This is a genomic window from Romboutsia hominis (assembly GCF_900002575.1).
In the GTDB taxonomy this organism is placed as follows: Bacteria; Bacillota; Clostridia; order Peptostreptococcales; family Peptostreptococcaceae; genus Romboutsia_C; species Romboutsia_C hominis.
This window is the reverse complement of the sequence record NZ_LN650648.1, coordinates 738305-762709: the sequence shown is the minus strand read 5'-3', so window position 1 is coordinate 762709 and position 24405 is coordinate 738305. Positions and strand designations below refer to the sequence as shown.

Below are 24405 nucleotides of genomic sequence, written 5' to 3'. Positions count from 1 at the left end.
TTTAATATATTTATAATTTATTTACTTATTTTAAAACTATCTTAATAACTGAGTTACACTTTGAGGTTGTTGATTAGCTTGTCCAACCATAGCTTGTGCTGCTTGATTTAATATGTTTAACTTAGATAAGTTAACCATTTCTTTAGCAACATCAACGTCTCTTATTCTTGATTCTGCTGCACTTAAGTTTTCTGTAGAAGTTGTTAAGTTAGCAGAAGTATACTCTAATCTATTTTGAGTTGCTCCTAATTTAGCTCTTCCTGTATTTATTTGTTCTAATGCTGCATCTACTTTACTTACGTAAGCTTGTGCTTTTGAACTACTAGAAACGTCCATACTAGCTAAAGTTTTAGCTTGTCCTACTAAATCTATAGTATTTATAGTTCTAGTTTCATTATTAGCTCCAGCTTGTATTGTAAATGCTCCTGCTCCACTTAATAAGTTTTTACCATTGAACTTAGTTTCTTTACCTATTTGATTCATTTCTTGTTGTAATTGAGTTAATTCTTCTTTTACCTTGTCTCTATCAGTTGCAGATAATGTGTCATTTCCTGCTTGAACTCCAAGTTCTCTCATTCTTTGAGCTATATTTCCTGCTTCTTCTAATGCACCTTCTGCTGTTTGTACCATTGATATACCATCTTGTACGTTTCTATCTGCTTGTTGCATCCCTCTTATTTGCGATCTCATTTTTTCTGAAACAGCAAGACCTGCAGCGTCATCTCCTGCTTTATTTATTCTTAGTCCTGTTGATAATTTCTCCATAGACTTTCCTGATAATGCAGTATTTTTTGCCATTTGATTAGTCGCTATCATAGCGTTCATATTAGTGTTTATTCTCATTGTTTTTTCCTCTCCTTAGGACTTTACGACATCCTTGTCTTTTGCCTTTTGTATTGTGTATTTTGTACTTGGCCAAGTACCTTACATATATATATATCGTTATAATTTATATTAACTTTATACTTTTTTGTTAAAAATATTTAAATTTTCTTTTTTCGTACTTAGATATGAGGTATTTACTCTATTTGATAGTTTGTGATTTTTTATCTCATCTTTAGTTTTTTCTATACTATCACTAAGTAATATATGTATCTCTCTATCAATTTCTAATATTCCTTCATCGATCATCTGGCTTTTAAATGCTTCAAAGTCAAGTACATTACTTAATATTTCTTGTCTTTTATCAAATAAATCACCTATATTAATTAAACTACTACTTTTTAATTTATTTACTATATCTAATGATAAACTTTTATATAATTTGATACTTTCCTTCATTTTTAACCACCTAGCCTTAAGCCTGCATAAAATAACTCATCTGTGAATTTAGCTTATTCATACTAGCTTCTAGGTCTGCAAATTTTTTATACAAAGCATTTTCCTTAGTATCCATTTTTCTTTGAAGATTTTTTATCATATCCTCTTGTCGTTTTATTTGTTCTGAGTAAAAATTCTTCACAACAGAAGATGTTCTCTCTAGTCCAGCTTTTCTAGCAAATATAGATGATGATCCTCCTATATTCTTGTTAAGAATATCATTCATTTTTCCCATTATACTAGATTTATCTTTTGCAAATAATTTATAGACTTTATCCGAATTATATTCTAAAGATTTAGTAAATTTATCCTCATTTAATGATATCTGACCTTTTTTATTATAGTCTTGTGGACTAGTTACACCCATTTCACTTAAAACTTTTACATTATCACCAAATACAGCATTTTGCATATCATTTATAAATCTTCTCATCTCAGAATCATTTCGAAGTATACCTTTTTTAGCATTAGCTTCCCATTTCTTTACTTCTTCTTCACTCATATCCTTTTTCTGTTCTTCTGTAAGCGGTTGATAATCTTTCTTAGATTTTTCAGTTATAAGACTATACATTTTATCCATTATTTTATTATAATCTTGTACAAAACCTTTCATGTTATCTAGTGCTTTTGTTGTATCCTTTTTTGAGGTGATCTTAGAAGTTCCTTTATTATAAATACTATAATCTATTCCATCTATTGAGAAATTATTTTTTTGCTCATTTATTACTTTACTAAATCCGTCATCTCCTGAGACTTTGATATAAGAATTACTTCCACTTGCTATACCTGAAAAATCAACCATATCAAAACCTGGTTCATTCTTTGAATTTAATATAAAACTTCCATCTGCATTTGTCTTGTATTTTTTTGTTTTTAGTCCTAAAAATGCTAGAGAATTAGATTTGCTTCCATCTTCAGAAATGATTTCAATATTACTGTTTGATCCTGTGTCAAAAGATTCAATACTAAAACTTCCAGTCATCTTGCTATATGATGCCTTTATTTTTCCATTTCCGTTACTGTTAATTTTATCAACTAAACTCTCTATAGTATCACTTGATTCTATTTTTATAGGATTTGAGTATAAAGTATTCCCTTTGTCATCTTTTCCAACAGAGATTTTGAATGATTCTCCTATTTTAGCTCCTAAATCCGCTAAATTACTTAACTTGTCTAAATTGTCTTTTGAAGATACAACTTTAGCTGGTTCTGCTATTTTATTAACTTCAAAATTATAATGTATATTATCTGCTCCCGCTCTTGATGTAGCTGACATTACACTACTATTAGAACTTTGAACTGATAATGTATTCCAAGCTTTACTACTCACTATTGAATCTTTAGACGTTACTGAAAAATATTTATCATTTATATTTTTCAAATCTTTCATTACGTCTCTATAAATTTCCTGCTGCCACTTTACTATTTGCTCTTTTTGCTTGACTTTATCAATTTTATTTTGTTCACCAACAAGCATTTGCTTTACAACTGTGTCGGTGTCCATTCCCGTTGCAAGACCTGGTATTCTTATTGTATTTACTCTTGTCATATAAAATTCACCTACTTACCTGTCTTTATTTTTTTGTCTACCTCATACCACATATCTCTAACATCTTCTATTACAGGAAGCACTTCATCTATTATCTTAATATCCTTTTTCATATTGGCTTTAGCAAGCTCGCCCTTTATAAAATCATATATATTATATAAATCTTCCATATATTTCCCAGCACTTTTATCCATAGTTATCATAAGTTCTAAAAATATATCTTGAACTCTAACCAATTCATTGTGAGCTCTAGAAATATTTTTTTCTAATATTGCCATTCTTGCTATTTTTGTATATTTAACTGCTCCATCTAACAACATCAACAATAGTTGTTCTTTAGAAGCCATATTTACTGAATTTTGCTTATATGTATTATATGGATTTGTTGTATACATTATTTTCCCTCTCTTACTTAAATAACTTTGTAATATCTTTAGTATTAATTATAGCCTTAGAATTCTCTTCTTTTATACTTTCGTAAACTTCTCTTCTTAGTATAACCTTATCTTTTGGTGCCTCTATGGCTATCTTTACGCTTCCATCCTCAATTTTTATAATTTTAACTTCTATATCATCTCCGATTAATATAGATTGATCTTTTTTTCTACTAATTACTAGCATTATTTTCACTTCCTGTTAAAGGTTCTTTTATATTATATTTAGTATCCTCTAGTATCAATTGCTTTCCTCTATTATTATTTATGTTAATAATAATAGGAGCTCTTAAATTAACTGTACTTGTATCTATACTATTACCTAATGTTATTAGGCTTAATACTAGTACATCTTTATAATCTTTTATATTTAATTCATTTATTGTATCCTCATTTAATTCTATTTCATAATCTTTTTTTATCTCAAATGGAGATACACAAACAAATCCTACATTTAAGTCATCCTTAGATATCATGCTAATAAAATTTTTATTTTCCTTAATTTCTTCAACTAGAAAAGTATTATAATTTTCAAATCCAGGTATACCTTTTTCAAATAAAATGTCCATATGATCCTCCTAGCTATTTTAAATAATCCATTATACTCGGTTGAATCAATCTACTTCCAACTTGAACTGACATTTGGTATATTAATTCAGCTGATTTTAATTCTATATATGCACTAACTTTATCTGTATCTTGAGTTAATGATAATACATCCTTCATGTTCATAATATTTTCATCATTTAGCTCTTTTATTTTTTCTGCAGTATTAACTTTTACACCAAATGATGTTCTTATATCTACTGAATGATTAAACAATGTATCAATATCATCTTTTATAGTCCCTAACACTTGAGCTTTATTAGTTTCTACATCTTTACCATTAACTATATCATTCATAGCAGTAGATAATTTATTTATAGATTCTAATAAATTTTTACCATCTTTGTTTAATAATTCTTTTGCTGATACATTGTAATCTATATCTATTCCTTCAGATATAATTGCTTTTAAGTCTTGTGAATTTGATTTAGAATTTAGGGTAAGTTTAGCTACTCCGTCTTTTTCCTCGATAATTATAGGCAAATCTTCTACGTCACTTCCTCCAAACATATGATTACCACCATGACTTGAATTTAATGTTTCACCTAGTTCTTTTATTTTTTCATTCATTTCAGCCCTTATAGATTTCATCTCTTCTGCCGAATAAGTTCCATTACCTAACTTTATTATTTCATCTTTTATATCTCCTAATACAGTTCCTACTTCTTCTAAAGATGAATCTGTATTATTCATCCATCCTACTGCTTCGTCAATATTGTAACTATATTTTTCAGTATATTTTATTTCATTTTTTAAGTTCATTATTTTTATAGCTTTGTATGGATCATCTGATACTTTGTTTATGACCTTCCCTGTACTGATTTGTCTATTAAGCTTGTCCGTTCTTTGAAGATTTTCTTGATTATCATACATATTATTTCTTATCATTGAAGAATTGGCTATTCTCATACTATCCTCCTATCTTTTTAACCCATTTATTACTACGTCTAGTAAAGAATCTATAGTAGATATAACTTTTGCACTGGCATTATATGCATGCTGAAATTGGACAAGATTTACCATTTCTTCATCTAATAATACTCCAGATACATTAGCTCTAGAATTTTCTATTTCATTTATTATTTTATTTTGATTCTTTTCATTTCTTATAACTTCCTGCGCCTCATTACCTAGCTTTTGAACTATATTATTATAAAATTTATCTATGGTAATTTCTGGTTCATTACCAATTTTCATTTTTTTATCTTTAAATCTAAATATTTCACCTGCAACTTTCGATGAAACTGATAATTTATTTGAGTCTGTTAGATAATCATCATTAACTTTAAGTGATGGGCTGCCTTTTTTGTCAAATTCAAAAAAATTAATTCCTAAAACATCATTTATACCATTGGCAATGCCTTCTGATAGATCATCTATACTAGACGTATATTCATTAATTTTATCTACCATATCAATAGAACCTTGTATTTCACCTGAGACATCTCCTATTGCTTTTATATCCTCTAATGTAATACTTGTTCCATCATTTATTTTTTTTTCAATTAAATTCTTAACATTATTATCTTCTATATTAAATTTATAACTTAATTTATCTAACACTTTATCTTTTTCATCTAGTAAGTCATTTGGTGTTTTTCCACTACCTTCGACTATTCTTATATTTTTATTTAATCCTCTTAATTGGTCAACCATATCGTTTATTTCATTTAAATTTTTATTTATTTTATCATTTGCCTGACTTGATAGTTTTTCCAATTTATTTTTAAGATTACTTATATTAGTCGCTAAATATTTTGCATTTTGAACTACGGTGTTCTTTGATCCACTATCATTAGGATTTTTTGAAATTTCATTCCAACTGCTAAAAAAGTTGCTTAATGATGATGAAATAGAAGTGTCTGATGGTTCATTAAATATAGTCTCCATATTAGTATAATACTCACTTTTTGTACTTATTTTTCCATAATTGTGAGACTCATTTCTAAATTGAAAATCAAAGAATGTATTTCTAATTCTTATAATATCTGTTGCTTCAACTCCTGTACCTAGTTGACCTGCACCCATACTACTGTTATATCCAGGGTAACTATAAGCACTTCTTGCACTTTGTTGTACTCTTTGTCTAGAGTACCCTGGTGTATTCATGTTATTTATATTATGAGACGTAGTCTGTATAGAAGTTTGACTTACACTCATACCTGACTTTGCTGTCTGTAAACTTCCTAGTAATCCTGACATAATTTTCCTCCAAACAATTACTTCCCTACTTGACCATAAGCATTATATGTTCCAATACTTTTTCCTGGCTTTATGCAGTTTATCATCTTCTTTGTGAAAAATAATCTCTGCTTTATAAGAGTTTCATTTGCTTTTTTTTGTAATTCTATCATATTTAATATTTCTTTTATTTCTTTATAAGCTTGTTTTATATTTTCATCATTGCAATCTTCTATATACTGCTTTACACTAGGCTTAGACTCCATTAAATTTCTTCTCTTTATTTCTAATCTAGCTAACTTTTTAGCAGCTTCATCTAATTCCTTAGCTATTTTATCTATCTTAATAAGATCTTTATTAATTATAAATTCATATTGATTATCTAAAAGATCTAGCATATTTTTTAAGACACTTTTTTCTTCAAAGATTACTATTTTCACCTCTGGAATCAATTATGCTCCCCCCTCATTTTTTCTATTATCTTCTTAGCTAATTCATTAGAATCTATTCTATATTGGCCAGATTCTATCTTACTTTTTATTTCATTTACTCTATCTATGTTAACTTCTTCCTTAGATGAATTTACTTTATTTAAATACTTTCCCATTTGTGATATTTCAACTGTGTCACCTTTTTTCGTATTCTTTACATAATTAACATCTACTTTATTATTATTATATACTCTTTCTAAATTTCTAAATTTAACCAAATTTATATTCACAATATTCCTCCTTAGTATTTAGATTAATTAGTATTAATCTTCATCTGCACTTTTTATTTTAGCTAGTCTAACAGCTAGTCTATTGTCCATTATTATACTTTCTCCACTAGCTATCATTTTACCATTTACATTTATATCCAAATTCTCTTCTACTTGTTTATCTAGTTCTATTATATCTCCAACTTTATAGTTTATAATTCTCCCTATTTTTTCACTAGCACTTCCCATAGATACAGTTATATCTAATAGTGCTCCAAATATATCCGTAGCACTATTTAATGGAGTTTTCTCACCTTCTTTTAGCTGCTCAAACTCTATTTCATATACGTCTACATTATCTACTTCATTTTTCATGGTTATCCTCCTTACATGTATATATCTACTAAAAGTCCATTTATTTCATCTATTTTTGAAGCTATACTAATATTTTCTTTTTGCTCATAAATAAGTTCTCTAGTTATAGCCTCTAGCTTTTCATTTATAGTCCTTACCGTAGTAAAATAATTTCTATCCCAAAAGCTATTATCTTTATTTAAACTATATACATAGTCTACGGCTGATTTCAAATAATTCTTTATAGCTTTTTTATAATCTATAATATCACTATAATTTTTAGTAACTACCAATTTTTCTCCTATATTTTTAATCTCTTTCATATATACTTCGAGTTCTTCTTTGTTTTTCAGTCTATTTCTTTGATTAAAATTTTCTTCAAAATCTAGCTTTTCTTTTTTACCCTTACTTTCTATATTAATACTTTTATTTAATCCAATATTCCTTACCTTCATTTTGAAACCTCAATTTTTGTAATTTATATTATCTTGCTTTTGTAATAATACGGATATCCTTATTTTTTCTTAAGTTTTATATAACAATATATATTATATATCCTCTTGATTCAATATTTTTACCAAACTTTCATGCTCCATTGGTTTATGGAAATAGTACCCTTGAATAAAATCACACTCCATATCTTTGAGTAGTTTATATTCAAAATATTCTTCTACTCCTTCTGCTACTACTAAAGTATTGGTTGTATGTATCATATCTATCAAATTTTTTATGAATAAAGGATTATCACTTAAATACTTAACCAAAGACTTATCTATTTTTATTTCATCAACATTATAATTTTTTATATAATCAATAGAATTATATCCTTTTCCAAAATCATCTATGGAAACTTTTATGTCCATGTCTTTCATTTCACCTAGAATTTTTTGTATATTATCTATATTCTCTATATCATCGCTTTCTGTGATTTCGATTGTTAATAAATCTCTTCTAAAATTAGTTTCTTCTAGTGCTTCTTTAATATCTTTTATGAAATCTTTATGTTCTAATTGATAAGGAGAAGTATTCACAGAAAGATGTATTTCTTTACCCAAATTTGTATTTACATAATTTATATCTTCACAAGCTTTTCTCATAACCCATTTCCATAAGGTATTTATATATCCTGAACTTTCTGCAAATTGTATGATTTTATTTGGTTCAATATATCCGTGTTCTTTGCTAAACCATCTTATTAATGCTTCGACTCCATTTATTTTCTTTGTTTTTATATCTATTTTTGGTTGATAATAAAGTGTAATTTCTTCATTTAAGATAGCACTCTCTATAGTGTCTATATTTATGCGTAAATCATGCCTTTCATTATATATTTCAAACTTATTTACACCCTTTTTTATAGAATTTGACATAGATATTGATAATTTAGAAATCGCATCTTTTGTATCAAAATCACCATTTTTATAAATAACAGATGATATATTTGTAGAAATTTTTACAGTTTCAATTCCTATATTTACATTGGAGATCTTATTAATCATCTCTTCAATTATATTTTTAACGTAATTTATATCTGTTTGTTCTATATATACCCCAAAAGTAGATCCAGATAGTCGACATACTATACTACTTGTTTTCATATTCATTAAAATTTTAGCTATTAATTTTAATGCTTCATCCCCATATTTTATGCCAATATTTGAATTTAAAAATTTAATTGACATAACCTTAATGTTTATAAGAGTTCCATTTACCTTTTTTTCTATATAATTAAAAAAATAATTTCTATTATAAGCTTTAGTTAAATGATCATGCTTATTTAAGGAAATTCTCTCCCTACGTCTACATTTATTTAATAAAGTTTTATCTAATTTCAATATCTTTCTGCTTGTTTTCATTTTTATCTCCCAATTAATTTAACATTTAATTTATTAATCAAATCCCTAAATTATATTCGATTAACTATAACTTAATTTATATAGACTTTTGATAGATATTTATAAATTATAAATAAAAAGACTGTTTAAAAACTAACTTTGAACCTTCAATTTTTATATTTCATATATGTTTTAATTTTTTATGCTCTGTAATATTTCATAACTTTAGGTACATAATTTTGAGTTTCTTTTGGCATCTTATAAATATCATTTACAGATCTAACTCCTCTTTTTACCATTCTTGTTGGTCCTCCATTATATGCCATAAGACCCATTTCGATATTTCCATGGTATTTATCTATATATTCTTTTAAATGTCTTGTCCCAGCATCTATATTTTCTTTTATATCAAATGGATTTTTAACACCTAAATCCTTTATATTACAAGGCATAAGTTGCATAAGCCCTTTTGCTCCAGCCGATGATACACAGTTTGGATTAAAATCAGATTCTACTTTTATTACAGCTTTTATTAAATTTTCATCTATACCATATTTGCTCGAAGCAATTTTTACTGCACTTTCTATTTCACTTTTAGTATCTTTATCACTTGCTGTTACGCTTACTTTTTTTAAATTTTGAGAACTATTAATGGTTTCTAAACCTAAATTTCTCTCTTTAACTATGCTATTCTCTTGTTGCTTTTTTCTTACTGCATCACTTAAATTACTTACTAAATTATAATTTTCTTCATCTAACAAAGTTAATACTAAATTTAGCATTAACTCATCAAAGGAACTATTTTTTTCGCAGCAACACCCACACTTATTTTGAGTATTAATACTACTATTAGCTATATTGCTAAATAAATTTATACCATTAACCATAATGCCTCCCTGTATTTTTTTATTTTTAATAATACGGTATTTTTTATCAATTCTTTATATATTAATTATCTGTATAAAAATTAAAGAGTTAGATTTTATAAATCTAACTCTTACTAATTTAAATTTTAATTTTTTCTTATATCATCTTTTCCAACAGGAAATATTATTCTTATTTCTGTTCCTTCTTGCTGTTTTGATACTATATTTATCCCTAAACCTAACTTATCACAAAGTTTTTTGCATAGATAAAGTCCTATACCAGTTGACTTTCCAAATATTCTTCCATTTTCACCTGTAAACCCTTTTTCAAAAACTCTCTCTATATCCTTTTCATTTATCCCTACTCCATTGTCTTTTATACTTAATATTATATTATTTTTATTTTTTACTGCGTTTATTGATACTTTTCCTTCACTTTCTTTTGAATACTTTATAGCATTATTTATAATTTGATTTAATATAAATTCAACCCATTTTTCATCACTGTATACATTAAAATTAATTTCTTTTATATCTATCCCTATTCTTTTATTTATAAAATCACTTGCATTTTTCCTTATTGCGCACCTAATTATTCTTTCAAGATTAAATTTTTTTATTATATAGTCTTTACTAACATCATTACTTCTTGAGTAATATAGAACTTGATCTATATAATTTTCTATTTTTTTTACTTCATACTTCATACTATTTGGTATATTGTCTTCATGATTTTCCATTATAAGCATTAACGACGCTATAGGTGTTTTTATTTCATGTACCCATGTTTCTATGTATTCTTGATACTCACTTTGCATATTTTTAAAATACTTAACATGTTCTTGCATATTGCGATTGCTTGATTTTAAAATATTATATACCAATTTACCCTCTATAAATTCTGGCTCACTTATTACTTCAGATATTAAATATTTCTTATCTAAGTTTTCACTTATACTTACAAGTTCATCATAATATTTTTTATGCTTTATCATCTCCATTAATATATATATACTAATTGGTGTAAACCATATTAAAAACACCATAGTTATAATGCTTATATTAACTTTAACAAATAACATTATACTTGCTGTGATTAAAAATAGTACTATATTCACTATAAAAAATAATGTCCTCTGCTTTAAATATTCATATACACTCATTTTGCTCTCCTAACATATTGTTATTTATTATTTTGTCCTATCTTTTATATTATATATCAACTTAAGCCTCTTAATATATTTTAATAAGTAAGTTATCTAATCATATAAATTAATAAATTTAAATCAATACATAAAAATAGCATCTTTTTAATTAAAAAAGATGCTATTTCTTTAAGTTTTAATTTGGAGTTTTATATTAATTATCTTATATAGCTAATTTAAGGTATCCACTTGGATGGAAGTAGTATATATTTGATGTATTCTTATCAACAAAAAATCCTAAATCAGTATCATAATCTGGGAAGAATACATATCCACTTAAACCTTTTTCTTTTAACGCATTAAAGTTATTTTCATCACCTTCGTAAGTATAGTTTACACCTTGATTATACATTTGTATTAATTCTTTAGCTTGTTCTTTGTTTAATACTTCTATAACTTCAACTTTACTTTCTTCTTTTATATCTGATTGTACTTTATCATTTGAAACTACTTTGTTTTCTTCTTGAACTTTATTGTCCTCAATTTTATTATCTTCAACTTTTTTATCTTCAGATACTTGTGGTTTTTCTACTACTTGATTATTTTCAGTAGTTTTAGTTTCTTCTTTAGTTACTACATTTTCTTTGTTATCTATTTTACTTTGTTTTTTATCTATGTAATCATTTTGATTGTTTAATTTATTATTTGTAACTATTTCTTGTTTTTCAACTTTTTTTACTTCCTTTTGTAAATTATCTTTATTTTCTTGCTTTGTTACTTCTTCTTTAGCATTGTTATTTATATTTTCAACTACTTCTGTAGCAGGTTTTTTATTAGAATTTTGTGCAAATATTATGTTGTTTATTGGACTCATAAATAACATTCCTCCACATAATACTGATAATGCTGTTATAGCTCTTTTCATTTAGATCACATCCTTTTCCTTTATATAAATTTATGTAAATTTTTGTTTTATTTCTTTCTATGTATTTATATTACCATAGTAAAATAATATATAACAGTTACACCGCTGTTACTTTAGATTACAAATTCGTAATTAAAGTTACAGCGGTGTAACCTTTGTTAAAACATGTTTTTAAATAATTAAAAAGGGTATGCAAATTTGCATACCCTTTATATATTATAATTTTAATGAAGCACCTTCCCAGTCTTTTATAAAGCTCTCTATTCCTTTATCTGTTAAAGGATGTTTAGTCATTTGCTTTATAACTTTAAGTGGAACTGTTGCTATATCTGCTCCTAATCTTGCAGCTTGTGATACGTGTATTGGATTTCTAACACTTGCAACTATTATTTGTGTATCTATATCATTTTGTGCAAATATATCCACTACTTCTTCTATTAATTCAAGTCCATTTTGACCTATGTCATCAAGTCTTCCAACGAATGGGCTTACATATGTAGCTCCTGCTCTAGCTGCTAAAAGAGCTTGAACAGAACTAAATATTAAAGTTACATTAGTTTTTATCCCTTTTTGAGATAATATTTTAGTAGCTTTTAGTCCTTCTTCTGTCATAGGTAATTTTATTACTATATTTTTATGTATTTTAGATAGTTTATCAGCTTCTTCTACCATTCCTTTTGCATCTAAGCTTATAACCTCTGCACTTATAGGCCCGTCTACTATTTCTGTTATTTCTTTTACTACTTCTATAAAGTCTCTTCCTTCTTTAGCTATTAATGATGGGTTTGTTGTAACACCACATATTACACCTAAATCATTTGCTTCTCTTATTTCTTCTACATTGGCTGTATCTACGAAAAATTTCATATTAGCCCTCCTAAAACTTATTTATATATTTATATTATTTTTTGTTTATATATTATAGTTAATATTATTTACTAGTCATAATTAAATATTCTAATAAGTAATATCATTTATATAATATACCATATTATACATATTTTTTCACGTTAATTAATTATTTAACTTCTTATATTTTATTATATAAATCTAAAAATCCTACATATTATATATTCTCTAATTGTAAGTAATAAAAAAGTATAGGACAAATAACATATTAAATACTTTATCCTATACTTTTATATTATAATCTAAATTAAATTTCTATTTTATTTTAAATATTATATTATCTAAATTTTATAACTCCATTTTCTATAGAATCAAGTATTGCTAATGATTCAAGTCTTATACCTTTACTTAATAAAAGTTCTCTTCCTTCTTGGAATCCTTTTTCTATAGCTATACCAACTCCTACTAAATTAGCTCCTGCTTGATCTACTAAATCTTTAAGACCAATTGCTGCTCTCCCATTTGCTAAAAAATCATCTAGAACTAGTATATTTTCACCTTCATTTAAATATCTTTTAGATACTTTTACACTATATTCTTTTCCTTTTGTAAATGAATATACTTTTGTTTCATATACTTCTTTATCTAAGTTCTTAGATTCTACTTTTTTAGCAAAAACCACAGGCACATTTCCAAAATGTTGTGATGCTATTGAAGCTATTGCTATTCCTGAAGCTTCTATTGTTAATATTTTATCTATTTTTTCATCTTTAAATCTATTTTTAAACTCTTTTCCCATTTCATTTAAAAAAGCTATATCTAATTGATGATTTAAAAAGTTATCAACTTTTAATATATCATTTCCTTCTATTCTTCCATCTTTTAATATTTTCTCTTGTAGTAATTCCATATTTATCCTCCAAACATTATGTTTAACTCTGATCTAATAAAAAACTCCTCTCTATTTATAGACAGGAGTTAATAATCTAGTTAAATATATAGAAATAGTCATTATGTAAATATTAAAATTACTAACAATGATTATATTACTAAATAAAACTATACTTTATATTAAGCTCCTGTAGTCAAGCTATTTACGGTAGCTATGTAGAAACATTTGAACCATATCTTCAAAAATATACAGGTAGTTTTTTATGTATCTATTTATTTATATAATTATATTATATATATTTACTTTATTCAATATAGTTTTATTTAAATTAAACACTTTCACTAGCATCTAAGCTATATTCTAATTTTAATAGTATAAATATTTTTACTTCTCCTTTTCTTTCAAAAGTATTGTAATCTTTTAATAATTATCCATTAACTTCTTTATATAAGGGTCTTCGTTCAATTTATTTAAAAGTCACCACTTTTCTCCAATTTTGATTTAGAACTTGAGTTATAGTACCTTCTTCATATCTAGTTAATGTGTTTGTAGTTTTTATTTTATATGTTAATTCTATATTGCCTACTTTTTCATTAAATATTAATATAAACTATAAAATTATATTAATTAAAACTATAGGTCCTGTACAACCCATACCACTTTCTGCATATATATCATTTTCCCATAAATCTATGATTGCATCATCTAAATCCATAATATCTATTCCACTTATTTGTTCTGTAACTATTTCTTTTTTAGGCATTTTAACTTCTTGTTTTGCTTTTATTTCTTTTTTTGTAGATTTAGATATTATATCATTTAATTTAGCTTTTTTAGTATTTCAAATTCATTTTTAATTAATTCACTTATACTTCCTTTTACTATATCATAAGCATACTTTATTGCGTTTTTTACTACTAGAATTCCTGATGCCCTAGATAATATAAGCATTTTTCAACTTGTCTAGCACCATCAACATTAAGTATAACTCCTTTGGATTTCTTATACCTATGCTTTTTGCAGTAGCTATACCACATATTGCATTTCTAACCATAGACTCTATTCTATTAGTTGCACTAGTTCCTGTTGTTGCAAGTATCATTTCTTTTCCTTTGCCTGGTGTTATAACTCTTCCATTTTTTTATGAATTTCTTTTTCACAACTTACTTCTACAACTTCAAAGTTAGTATCTACTTTTTTACCTATTAAAACTATATAAAATAAGCTAGACTTAGCTAAATTAGCTCCATTTACTAAATTATCTATTCCATGTTCACTTCCTAATGTAGTCAGTCCTATTCTTATTTTTTACCAAATTCTCCACTTTCTATTGCATCAGCTATCTCTAGAAGAGTTTGCCCTATTATCTTTTTAGCCATAATATTACCTCCTATTCTTCTATCATATCTAATGCTAATTTTCTTAGGGACTCTGCTATTATCTTTTTAGCTTCTTCTTTAGATACTCCATTATTTTATTCACTTATTCCTATATTTCTCTAAGCGCATCAACACCATATACATACGTATCATGAAGCAATCCTTGAGTTTGAAGCATATAAACATATGCTACTTTTGGAAGGTGTGGATACTCTTTTATTGATTCTAAAAGTGGCTTAGTTTCATAAACCTTAACTTCATCAGGAGTTAAATTTCTAGCAGTTTCCCCTAAATATGCTGCAACTTTAAACCCTATCATTCTTATTGCTTTTTCATGGTCATGTTGTTTTAATTCATCTACTGGTTCTGCTATAGCAACTATATTGTTAAGATTAGAGAAAGGGCAATATTTTGCCCCAGGTCCTGTCATATCGATAATACCTTCTTAGAATCCTACTATTTTACCAGTAGTAACAACAGCACACCCATAAATTGCATGAGTTTTTTCACTTCCAACAATTCAATCTTAGATATTATTCCTGGGAATATTCCTCCATTACCTTCTACTTTAACTCTTGGTTCTATAACATCTTTTACTGGTACTATTCTTACACTTTCACCTGAATGAGCTAGTTCTAGATCTATAGACTTTATATGCTCGTCCCCACCAATTTCTTTAAGCATCTCTTCCTTATTGATGTATAATGTAGCATCTTTAACTTTAGTTACTTCCCAAACTGAATATCTCTTATAAAAATTTTACCTAACTCAAGACGCATGCTTGCACCCCCTAATTATTTAAGTTTTAAAAAACTAAAATTTATATTTCTCAACTAACTCAATATATAACCTTTAATATTTATCAAACTAGTTGTAAGTAACTATTTTATATAAATATTAAAGGTATTTCTTTATCATTTCTTCTATATTAATCCTAGTTGCATCATCTTTTGTAACTTCATCTATTTTTTGACCCTCTTTGTATATAGCTATTGTTGGAAGTCCTAATACCTTTTCTTTTATAGCCAATCTTCTAGCTTTTGTTGTATCTAGTTTACAGAATTTAAAATTTTCCTTATATTTATTAGTAAGTTCTTCAACTTCTGGAGGCAATGCTTTACACGGTTCACACCCTTCACTCCAAAAATCTACAACAACTATACCTTCATGTTTTAAAACTTCTTCTTCAAAGGTATTTTTATCTAAAATTATCATTCAAACTCCACCTTTATAATTAAATAGTTGATTTTTCTAAATTCCATTCTTTACTTTCTATATATTTTTCAGCACTTATTGTAGCTATAGCTCCATCATTAGTAGCTGTTACTACCTGTCTTAAAGCTTTAACTCTGCAATCTCCTGCTGCAAATATCCCTTCTATATTAGTCTTCATATCTTCATCTGTTATTATATAGTCATTTTGGTCTGTATCTATTTTATCTCTAAATATTTCTGTTTCTGGTTTGAGTCCTATGAATACAAATACCCCCATTGTTCCATCTTCTTCATCTGCTTCATATTCACTTAATTCACCTGTTAGAATATTTTCAAATACAACTTTTTCTAATATTCCATCACCGCATAATTCTTTCACAGTCGTATTGTGTACAAATTCTATATTAGGATTGTTTTGTGCTTTTTCTGCTATTGATTTGGCACAAGTTAGCTTTTCATTTCTGCCCCAAAACTTTTGCATTGTTCCACCATTCTTGCTATTAACTTAGGTCCACTAGCATTTTCTACTGAACCTGGATAGTTAGCAACATCATGAGTTGTTACTATTTGTCCTCCAGCTTTTCCTTTTTCAAGTATAAGAGTTTTTAACTTTGCTCTTGCACCATAAAGTCCTGCCGAAAGCCCTGCAGGCCCTGATCCTATTATTATTAAATCATATATATCTCCTATAAATCCCTCCTTTATAGTTATTTTTTTAACATTTTTATAGATAAATATTTTATTATTTTGATACAATCAAATATTATTTTTAATTTCTATAATATATATTGAATTCTTTCTAATGTATTACTTAAAATATCTAAGTCTATGACTCTAAAGTCATCTATTACATTATCTGTCCAATTAGGTGTTTGTTTATTATTTTGAAATTTATTAGAAATGTATATTGCTTCTTCAATCAATAGTACTGAATTTGTATCTAACTTGTTTGATTTTTTTAATATTATACTTCTGTATGGAGTTTCATTTAGCTTTATACTGGAATACATCGGATGTGATAAAAGTTCGTAACCTTTGTGAATTAGATTTCTACTTTCTTTTAAAATTTCTAGATATGTGTCTTTATATATTTTACATTTTTGTGCTTTATTTTGTTTTTGACAATAGTATTATTGGTTATTATTATTATAAAAATCCTCTCCTTTTTAAGTCTATTTAATAAAAAACAGAGAAAACAAATCCCATTTGTTTTCTCTGTTAATATAATCTTCAGAGTTCCATCTGAATATAATATTTTTACCTGAGAATTTCATTTGATTAAATTAGGATTTAATCAAACTTGTACCTTCGGTCACTTCTTTTTAGAAGTAATCTCCTATATCCTTCAACCGGAATGTTTAATTTTTTTATACTTTCTAAGTTAAGAAAAGAAACTTTCTATTTAAATTTCAATATATTTTTCTGTAAATATTGCTACATATTTCTACAGTATATATATTATAAAGCTTTATCATCTATACTATCTAAATAATTTTTAATAACATCTATAACACTTTCTACACATCCATCTTCAAATGGAGATTTTAAATCACCTATCTTTACTATTTCTAAGAACGACTTTGTTCCTCCAACTCTACATATGTCTAGATAATTTTCCCATCCATTGATTCTGTCCACCCTCATTTTTTTCCAAAACTGTAATGCACATATCTGAGCTAATGTATAATCTATATAATAAAATGGATTTTTAAATATATGTCCTTGCTTAAACCACCAAGTTCCTTTTTCTAAAAAATCATTATCTTCAAATATTCTATGTGGTAAATATTTTTTCTCTAGTTCTCTCCAAATATTTTTTCTTTCTTCTTTAGTCATATTAGGCTGTTCATATATATAGTGCTGGAATTCATCTACTACTATTCCATATGGTATAAACTTAATAGCTGATGATAGATGAGTAAATTTATATTTCTCTGTATCTTCTTTAAAGAATAATTTCATCCAAGGCCAAGTTATAAATTCCATACTCATAGAATGTATTTCACAACTTTCATAAGTTGGGAAGTTTATTTCTGGCATATCAATCCAAGTTGACATATAAAGCTGAAAAGCATGACCTGCTTCATGAGTTAATACATCTATATCATCTAATGTTTGATTAAAGTTCGAGAATATAAATGGAGATTTATAATCTGGTATATATGTACAGTATCCACCTGCTGCTTTACCTTTTTTAGTTACTAAGTCCATAAGTTCATTTTCTAGCATGAAATTAAAGAATTCTTTAGTTTCATTTGATAGCTCAGAATACATTTTTCTTCCATTTTCTATTATGTATTCGTCACTTCCCTTAGGTGTTGCATTCCCACTTAAAAACTCAAGGTTTTCATCTACATATGTAAGTCTATCTACACCTATCCTTTTAGATTGTCTTTCGTAAAGACTATTTGCTACAGGTACAATATAATCTAAAACTTGTTTTCTAAAGTTTTTTACCATGTCTTTGTTGTAATCAGTTCTCATCATTCTTATATATCCTAATTCTACAAAGTTGTCAAAACCAAGTTTTATAGCCATATTATTTCTTACTTTAACTAATTTATCAAATACTTCATCAAATTCATTTTCTTTTTCTTCAAAGTAATTGTAATATGCCTTAGATGCCTTTATCCTCATATCTCTATCTTCACTTGACATAAATTTTAAAAGTCCAGATAGGTTTCTTTCTTCTCCTTCAAAATGAATTTTAGCAGATGCTAATAGTTTTGTATATTTAGAACAAAGCTTATTTTCCTCTTGAAGGTCTTTTATTATTTCGCTACTAAAAGACTTTAAATTAAAGCTTGCTATATTTATAAACTGTCTTCCAAAATCTTTTTGAATATCTTCTTTAAATTTTGAGTTTACTACTGATTTATAAAAAAGTGAATTAAGTTCTTCATATAATGGAGAATATTCGTCCCAATACACTTTTTCCCTTTCATAAAACTCATCTTCAACATTTATACTATGTCTTATAGAACATAATGTACTCATAGTTTCTATATTATTTCTAATGCTATTTAGTTTATCAATATTTTGTCTTTGCTCTTTGTAAGTTTTTGAATTTTCTATATTATTTATTATTTCTATTATTTGATTTTTACTTTTTTCATAATTTGGTCTTTCATATTCAAAATCTGAAAACTTCATTGAAATATCTCCTTTATTTATATTTATTTTTAATATTTATATTATAGCATACACTCTTTTTTAATTTTCTCTATATAAATTCTGCATATATTGATATAATTATAACTATCTTTATGTAAATATCATAGGAGGATTATATGTATAAATTAATAGCACTAGATATTGATGGCACTTTATTAAATACCGAAAAAAAAATAACAAAGGAGGTTTTTGACTCTATCCAAGAAGCTAAACAAAATGGGAATAAAGTAGTTTTATCTACTGGTAGACCACTACCTGGTGTAACTCCACTACTTGAAGAACTTAATTTGACTGATGAAGGGGACTATGTTATATGCTTTAACGGAGCTGTTGTTCAAGAAGTTAAAACTAAAAAAGTTATATCTAATATAGAAATGAATTACGATGATTTTAAATCTATATATGAACTTTCTAAAAAACTTAATACTTATCTTCATATAAGTACACCAATTGACGTTGTAACACCTAACGAAAAACCTAGTAAATATACTGTTTTAGAATCTAATTTAAATAAAATACCTTTAGTTTATAAACCAGAAGAAGAAATAGATGAAACCATGACATTTTGTAAGATTATGATTGTTGACGAACCTGAAAAATTAGAAGAAATAATAAAAAATGTACCTCAAGAATTTTTTGATAAATACACAGTTGTCAGATCTGCTCCATTTTTCCTAGAATTTTTAAATAAAAAAGCTAATAAAGGAAATGCGCTTAAAGCTTTATGTAAAAATATAGATTTATCTATAAATAAAGCTATAGCTGTAGGTGATGAAGAAAATGACAAGCATATGATAGAGTATGCAGGGCTTGGTGTAGCAATGGGTAATGCTCGCGATAGCATAAAAAATATTGCAAACTATGTAACTAAAACAAATAATGAACATGGCGTTGCACATGTTATAGATAAATTTTTACTAAATAAATATTAATAATGTAATATTAATAATGTAATATAATTCTTTCTTTATGGATATAAGTTGCTTTATGTAAACTAACTTATATCCATTTTTTATATACATATACGTTTAAATTTCCTCTATTTTGTTATCTTTCTAGACAATGTAGCTGTCCAAATACCAACCATAGTAACACCTAAAAGCATTTCTATTGCAGATAATAAAGTACTAAAAAATCCTACTGGCGTTATATCTCCGTATCCAACTGTTGTAAAAGTTACTATACTAAAATACAATGAGTTAATGAAGTCTTTATTTATAGAAGCTACATCTACATTTCCCCTTAATGCACTTTTATAATTTACTAATTCCCCACCTATATTAAGACCTGTTATCATATATAATATAGCAAATACTAATACAATTTCTAAAGATGTTATAAGCGCATATGTTGGACGTTCTCCATAGCCACAAAGTGCCCAGTATATCATGGATTTTAACTTCGCTATTCCTTTTAAACCATTTTTCTCTATTAACTTAGCTATATAATAATATTCTCCACCTATATTTGATAATCTATTAGCTTCAAATTTTGTTGATATATCCTTATATACTTTGCATATATCTATATACTCATTTTTATCTTTTTTCTTTAGGTCAACTTTATCTATAAATGTATGCTCATCAAATTTACTTAAATAATAATCTTCAAAAGATATATCTAAATGCTTAGGACGTAATATTTTAATAGAACTTAAATCACTGTCACAAATTATAACCTCTTTCATTATACATTTATTAAATATAGAACCATTTAGATTACTTTCTTTTATATATACATTTTTTAAACCTATGTTTTCAAATTTTATTTTTTCTATATTACTATTATTAAATCTAACCTCTCTAAGCTTACATTCATCTTTAAATATATTTATATCATCTTCTTCATTATAAAATTTGCAATCTTTAAATATTACATTTTCAAAATCACATTTTAAAAATACATTTCCTATAAATATACATCCTATAAATTCTATATTTTCAAACCTACATTCTTTAAATTCACAATACAATACTTTTAAATTTATTAATTTTTTTTCATTTCTTTCTTCACTAGAAAATTTATCAATACTTTTTTTGTGTATTCTTAAATTATAGAGCTTTTCTTCATCATATATATTATATAAATTGTCATACTCTTTATTTGAAGTTTCTCTTATATACATTTGCTCTTTTTCTATTTTAAAATTTAATCTATTTATATATTTCATTTCTTTTTTCTTTTTTTCCAGTTCGTTGTATGAATCTTCTCTTACCCTTTCAAAATTATAAGTTCTCATTTCATCACCCTAGTTTTAATTAATATAACATAATTACTTTATTTTTTTATAAAACCCTTTATTTATAGAATATATTTCACTATTTTTTAATATATCTTATAAAGAGTATTTATCAATGAATTCTCAGTATTGCTATATATTGTTTCTTAAAGTATATAAATTATTGGAGGTTACATATGGATAAAAGTGTTGAGAAACTTAAAGAAATATTACCAAAGAAATGCTGTTCTTATTGTACTCATCTTTCTCTAGATGGTCCTGATGAAAATTACAAATATAATATAAAATGTATATTGCTAGATTCACTGCCTAATTTATATAATGATTGTGATTATTTTGAATGTGAATATTCTAATCTAACTAGCTTTGACTTAGATAATCTATATAGTGAATATTTAGAGGCATGCCTTAAAGTTAAGTATAAGGAATACTTAAATAGCATACATTGGCAAATATTTAAAGATTACGCACTTAGAGAAAATGATTACACTTGTTCTATTTGTGGACAAGAACACAACTTAGATGTGTATCATATTAATAAAAATTTGGGCAGAGAAACTTTAGAAGATGTCGCAGTTTTATGTGACAATTGCCTAGAATAAATATACACCTTAAATGGATTAAATCTTTACTTTTTTCACATACTAAACTAGATAAAATTCTAGGAGGTATATTAATTATGAATGGAAATTTAATATGTCTAGCATCTACATGTTTTTATAATAAATGTAGTAATTGCTATGCTAACGGTATAAATATCTCAGGTTCTATAGCATCAAATACAAATGGTACCCACTGTCTAACTTTTGAAGATAGAAAAAATGCAACTCTTACTAACTCAACTAGTAATGAAGACTATGCTAAAACTTATAATATAGCTTGCCAAGCTAAAGGATGTAAACATAATGACGGAGGTTCTTGTGTTGCATTAAGTGTTCAAATAAACAACGAAAATCAAAGTTGTGAAACATTTTGTCCTAGATAGTAGCTATAAATAGATTAATTATAATTCTTTAATTGTAATATATAAGTTATATTTTCTTTTATTTTTCACATACTAACCTAGAAGATAATTTTAGGAGGTATGTAATTATGAATGAAAATTTAAATTGTTCTGCAACTAACTGTGCATATAATAAAAGTAGAAAATGCTTTGCCGGTGGCATAAATGTTGCTGGTAGTAGCGCAGATTCTACATCTCAAACTACTTGTTCAACTTTTGTTGAAGGTTCTTTTGGATCTTTTACAAATAGTACTAATGATGAATATATAACACCTGAAAATATAATATGTCAAGCTGAGAAATGTAAATATAATGTTAGTAAAGCATGTAAAGCTGAGAAAGTTCAAATAAACGAACAAGATGCAAGCTGTGAAACTTTCATATCTAAATAATTATATTTTAATATTTACTTAAACTAAAATCACTGGATATTTATCCAGTGATTTTTCCATAATATCAATAAAAACTAATTAATATGTATTATAGTTGAAATCTATTTAAATTTATAACATATTTATGCATTAGCTAATATTTCTTCTTTATACTCTCTTGCAGTTTCTTCATTATTTAAAACTCTTAATGTACCAAGTGCTAATGAATCTAGTTCATTTTCTCCTGGCATTATTTCTACATGAGATATAAACTCTACTCTTCTCTTTATATGTTTTGTTACAAGCTTAGAGTAAGCTATTCCACCTGTCAATATTATTGCATCTACTTTTCCTTCTACAACTGTAGCTAATTCACCTATTGCTTTAGATACTTGATAACACATAGCATCATGTACTAATTTAGCTTCTTTATTTCCTTCTTCCATCATTTTTTCCACTTCTCTAACATCTACTGTATCTAAGTAAGAAACTATTCCACCTTTTCCTCTTATCATCTTTAACATTTCTTTATGTGTGTAATTCCCAGAAAAACATGTATTTATTAATTTTTTACAAGGAACCCTACCTGATCTTTCTGGTGAAAATGGTCCTTCATCATCTGATACAATATCGATCATTTTTCCTTTTTCATGAACACTTACAGTTATGCCCCCACCTAAATGAGCAACGATTATATTAAGTTCATTATATTTTTTATTATTGTCTTTTGCAAACTTTATAGCCATAGCTCTAGAGTTAAGTGCATGACTTAGACTTTCTCTATCCATATTTTTAATTCCCGATAATCTAGCTATATCATTAAATTCATCAACAGCTACTGAGTCATATATGTATGCATTTACTCCTATAGATTTTGCTATTTCATAAGAAATTATAGCTCCTAAATTAGATGCATGTTCAATAACAGGTCTATTAACTAGTCTATCTATCATTTCATCATTTACTAAATATGCTCCTGATTTTACTGGAGGAAGTAGTCCCCCTCTTCCTACAACAGTACTTAAAGTATTTATATCTATATTATTTTCAGCTAGTACTTTTAATACTTCTTGTTTTCTCATTTCAAATTGGTCTTGTATTCTTTCATAATTTGCTATTTCTTCTGCTTTATGATCTATTCCTTTTACTAACAATTGCTCTTCATTGTCATATACTGCTATCTTAGTTGATGTAGACCCCGGATTTATAGCTAATATTCTATAGTTCATAATAATCCCCTTTTCCTTTATTTAAGTTATATATTAAATAATTCTAATTTCTATTTATAATTTTTCCCCATAAGTTATAAATAAAATTAATATAATTATTCTTAATTTTAATGTATATTTAAATTAAGCTACTATAAGT

At 26.3% G+C, this 24405-nt stretch carries 31 protein-coding genes, 2 pseudogenes and 2 riboswitches; of the genes and pseudogenes, 4 read left to right on the top strand and 29 right to left on the bottom strand.

Annotation, left to right across the window (positions count from 1 at the left end; all coding sequences use genetic code 11):
* Positions 1 to 36 precede the first annotated feature (36 nt).
* The 27 genes and pseudogenes from FRIFI_RS03565 to FRIFI_RS03450 form a co-directional block, all read right to left on the bottom strand.
* Positions 37 to 843 carry a flagellin N-terminal helical domain-containing protein gene (locus tag FRIFI_RS03565; protein WP_166504988.1) on the bottom strand — a complete coding sequence of 269 codons (807 nt, stop codon included), beginning with the start codon at positions 841 to 843 and terminating at the stop codon, positions 37 to 39.
* 117 nt (positions 844 to 960) lie between these two features.
* Positions 961 to 1281, bottom strand: a complete 321-nt coding sequence (locus FRIFI_RS03560) for a hypothetical protein (protein WP_166504987.1) — start codon at positions 1279 to 1281, stop codon at positions 961 to 963.
* Between the two features lie 16 nt (positions 1282 to 1297).
* The gene (fliD, locus tag FRIFI_RS03555; protein ID WP_166504986.1) at positions 1298 to 2869 is read right to left on the bottom strand and encodes a flagellar filament capping protein FliD; all 1572 of its coding nucleotides are present in this window, start codon (positions 2867 to 2869) and stop codon (positions 1298 to 1300) included.
* 11 nt (positions 2870 to 2880) lie between these two features.
* Positions 2881 to 3264, bottom strand: coding sequence for a flagellar export chaperone FliS (gene fliS / locus FRIFI_RS03550; RefSeq protein WP_092926913.1), 384 nt, complete (start codon positions 3262 to 3264; stop codon positions 2881 to 2883).
* Positions 3265 to 3277: 13 nt separating this feature from the next.
* Positions 3278 to 3490, bottom strand: a complete 213-nt coding sequence (gene csrA, locus FRIFI_RS03545; protein WP_092926915.1) for a carbon storage regulator CsrA — start codon at positions 3488 to 3490, stop codon at positions 3278 to 3280.
* Complete coding sequence (gene fliW / locus FRIFI_RS03540; protein WP_166504985.1) at positions 3477 to 3872, bottom strand: flagellar assembly protein FliW; 396 nt, start codon at positions 3870 to 3872, stop codon at positions 3477 to 3479. Before fliW ends, csrA begins: the two co-directional genes overlap by 14 nt.
* 13 nt (positions 3873 to 3885) lie before the next feature.
* Positions 3886 to 4818, bottom strand: coding sequence for a flagellin N-terminal helical domain-containing protein (locus FRIFI_RS03535; RefSeq protein WP_166504984.1), 933 nt, complete (start codon positions 4816 to 4818; stop codon positions 3886 to 3888).
* A 9-nt stretch (positions 4819 to 4827) separates the two neighbouring features.
* Complete coding sequence (gene flgK / locus FRIFI_RS03530) at positions 4828 to 6111, bottom strand: flagellar hook-associated protein FlgK (protein ID WP_166504983.1); 1284 nt, start codon at positions 6109 to 6111, stop codon at positions 4828 to 4830.
* A 17-nt stretch (positions 6112 to 6128) separates the two neighbouring features.
* Positions 6129 to 6542, bottom strand: a complete 414-nt coding sequence (locus tag FRIFI_RS03525) for a flagellar protein FlgN (RefSeq protein WP_166504982.1) — start codon at positions 6540 to 6542, stop codon at positions 6129 to 6131.
* Entirely contained in the window at positions 6539 to 6811 is a 273-nt protein-coding gene (gene flgM, locus FRIFI_RS03520; RefSeq protein ID WP_166504981.1) for a flagellar biosynthesis anti-sigma factor FlgM, read from the bottom strand. The genes FRIFI_RS03525 and flgM overlap by 4 nt, the downstream gene beginning before the upstream one ends.
* 33 nt (positions 6812 to 6844) lie before the next feature.
* A complete protein-coding gene (locus FRIFI_RS03515; RefSeq protein WP_092926928.1) occupies positions 6845 to 7165 on the bottom strand; it encodes a FliM/FliN family flagellar motor switch protein in 321 nt (106 codons plus the stop codon).
* An 11-nt stretch (positions 7166 to 7176) separates the two neighbouring features.
* Complete coding sequence (locus tag FRIFI_RS03510; RefSeq protein ID WP_092926930.1) at positions 7177 to 7599, bottom strand: YaaR family protein; 423 nt, start codon at positions 7597 to 7599, stop codon at positions 7177 to 7179.
* A gap of 93 nt (positions 7600 to 7692) precedes the next feature.
* Entirely contained in the window at positions 7693 to 9000 is a 1308-nt protein-coding gene (locus tag FRIFI_RS03505) for a GGDEF domain-containing phosphodiesterase (RefSeq protein ID WP_166504980.1), read from the bottom strand.
* Positions 9001 to 9179: 179 nt separating this feature from the next.
* Positions 9180 to 9866, bottom strand: a complete 687-nt coding sequence (locus tag FRIFI_RS03500; protein WP_092926934.1) for a lytic transglycosylase domain-containing protein — start codon at positions 9864 to 9866, stop codon at positions 9180 to 9182.
* Between the two features lie 125 nt (positions 9867 to 9991).
* Positions 9992 to 11008 carry a sensor histidine kinase gene (locus FRIFI_RS03495; RefSeq protein ID WP_166504979.1) on the bottom strand — a complete coding sequence of 339 codons (1017 nt, stop codon included), beginning with the start codon at positions 11006 to 11008 and terminating at the stop codon, positions 9992 to 9994.
* Between the two features lie 205 nt (positions 11009 to 11213).
* Positions 11214 to 11915 carry a hypothetical protein gene (locus FRIFI_RS03490; protein WP_092926938.1) on the bottom strand — a complete coding sequence of 234 codons (702 nt, stop codon included), beginning with the start codon at positions 11913 to 11915 and terminating at the stop codon, positions 11214 to 11216.
* Between the two features lie 216 nt (positions 11916 to 12131).
* Entirely contained in the window at positions 12132 to 12782 is a 651-nt protein-coding gene (gene fsa / locus FRIFI_RS03485) for a fructose-6-phosphate aldolase (RefSeq protein WP_092926940.1), read from the bottom strand.
* 319 nt (positions 12783 to 13101) lie between these two features.
* Positions 13102 to 13674, bottom strand: a complete 573-nt coding sequence (locus FRIFI_RS03480) for a xanthine phosphoribosyltransferase (RefSeq protein WP_092926942.1) — start codon at positions 13672 to 13674, stop codon at positions 13102 to 13104.
* A gap of 152 nt (positions 13675 to 13826) precedes the next feature.
* A riboswitch (purine riboswitch) is annotated at positions 13827 to 13928 on the bottom strand.
* A 338-nt stretch (positions 13929 to 14266) separates the two neighbouring features.
* Positions 14267 to 14443 (bottom strand): hypothetical protein, encoded by a 177-nt coding sequence (locus FRIFI_RS15360; protein WP_330405609.1) that lies wholly within the window; start codon positions 14441 to 14443, stop codon positions 14267 to 14269.
* Between the two features lie 32 nt (positions 14444 to 14475).
* A complete protein-coding gene (locus tag FRIFI_RS15355; RefSeq protein WP_330405577.1) occupies positions 14476 to 14607 on the bottom strand; it encodes a hypothetical protein in 132 nt (43 codons plus the stop codon).
* Complete coding sequence (locus FRIFI_RS15350; RefSeq protein WP_330405576.1) at positions 14591 to 14758, bottom strand: hypothetical protein; 168 nt, start codon at positions 14756 to 14758, stop codon at positions 14591 to 14593. The genes FRIFI_RS15355 and FRIFI_RS15350 overlap by 17 nt, the downstream gene beginning before the upstream one ends.
* Positions 14759 to 14778: 20 nt before the next feature.
* Positions 14779 to 14922, bottom strand: coding sequence for a hypothetical protein (locus FRIFI_RS15445; protein WP_334293983.1), 144 nt, complete (start codon positions 14920 to 14922; stop codon positions 14779 to 14781).
* A gap of 237 nt (positions 14923 to 15159) precedes the next feature.
* Positions 15160 to 15814, bottom strand: a pseudogene (locus tag FRIFI_RS15440) (glycine/sarcosine/betaine reductase component B subunit); the annotation flags it as partial.
* A 118-nt stretch (positions 15815 to 15932) separates the two neighbouring features.
* Positions 15933 to 16250: a thioredoxin TrxA gene (trxA, locus tag FRIFI_RS03465; RefSeq protein WP_166504978.1), complete on the bottom strand. Its 318-nt coding sequence runs from the start codon at positions 16248 to 16250 to the stop codon at positions 15933 to 15935.
* A gap of 19 nt (positions 16251 to 16269) precedes the next feature.
* Positions 16270 to 16940 (bottom strand): annotated as a pseudogene (locus FRIFI_RS03460) (NAD(P)/FAD-dependent oxidoreductase).
* 86 nt (positions 16941 to 17026) lie between these two features.
* Complete coding sequence (locus FRIFI_RS03455; RefSeq protein ID WP_242977293.1) at positions 17027 to 17317, bottom strand: GrdX family protein; 291 nt, start codon at positions 17315 to 17317, stop codon at positions 17027 to 17029.
* Between the two features lie 172 nt (positions 17318 to 17489).
* Positions 17490 to 17599, bottom strand: a riboswitch (glycine riboswitch).
* 109 nt (positions 17600 to 17708) lie between these two features.
* Positions 17709 to 19403, bottom strand: coding sequence for a M3 family oligoendopeptidase (locus FRIFI_RS03450; RefSeq protein ID WP_166504977.1), 1695 nt, complete (start codon positions 19401 to 19403; stop codon positions 17709 to 17711).
* A 137-nt stretch (positions 19404 to 19540) separates the two neighbouring features.
* On the opposite strand from FRIFI_RS03450, the gene yidA reads away from it, so the two are divergent.
* Positions 19541 to 20356, top strand: a complete 816-nt coding sequence (gene yidA / locus FRIFI_RS03445) for a sugar-phosphatase (RefSeq protein WP_166504976.1) — start codon at positions 19541 to 19543, stop codon at positions 20354 to 20356.
* A gap of 107 nt (positions 20357 to 20463) precedes the next feature.
* Here yidA and FRIFI_RS03440 read toward each other — a convergent pair whose 3' ends face one another.
* Positions 20464 to 21663, bottom strand: a complete 1200-nt coding sequence (locus FRIFI_RS03440) for an ion channel (protein ID WP_166504975.1) — start codon at positions 21661 to 21663, stop codon at positions 20464 to 20466.
* A gap of 176 nt (positions 21664 to 21839) precedes the next feature.
* On the opposite strand from FRIFI_RS03440, the gene FRIFI_RS03435 reads away from it, so the two are divergent.
* The 3 genes from FRIFI_RS03435 (at position 21840) to FRIFI_RS03425 (ending at position 23058) form a co-directional block, all read left to right on the top strand.
* Positions 21840 to 22265, top strand: a complete 426-nt coding sequence (locus FRIFI_RS03435) for a hypothetical protein (RefSeq protein WP_166504974.1) — start codon at positions 21840 to 21842, stop codon at positions 22263 to 22265.
* Between the two features lie 77 nt (positions 22266 to 22342).
* A complete protein-coding gene (locus FRIFI_RS03430) occupies positions 22343 to 22648 on the top strand; it encodes a DUF1540 domain-containing protein (protein ID WP_166506222.1) in 306 nt (101 codons plus the stop codon).
* Between the two features lie 107 nt (positions 22649 to 22755).
* Positions 22756 to 23058: a DUF1540 domain-containing protein gene (locus FRIFI_RS03425; RefSeq protein WP_242977269.1), complete on the top strand. Its 303-nt coding sequence runs from the start codon at positions 22756 to 22758 to the stop codon at positions 23056 to 23058.
* Between the two features lie 122 nt (positions 23059 to 23180).
* Here the strand turns inward: FRIFI_RS03425 and buk are convergent, their stop codons facing one another.
* The gene (buk, locus tag FRIFI_RS03420) at positions 23181 to 24266 is read right to left on the bottom strand and encodes a butyrate kinase (protein WP_166504973.1); all 1086 of its coding nucleotides are present in this window, start codon (positions 24264 to 24266) and stop codon (positions 23181 to 23183) included.
* Between the last annotated feature and the right edge of the window lie 139 nt (positions 24267 to 24405).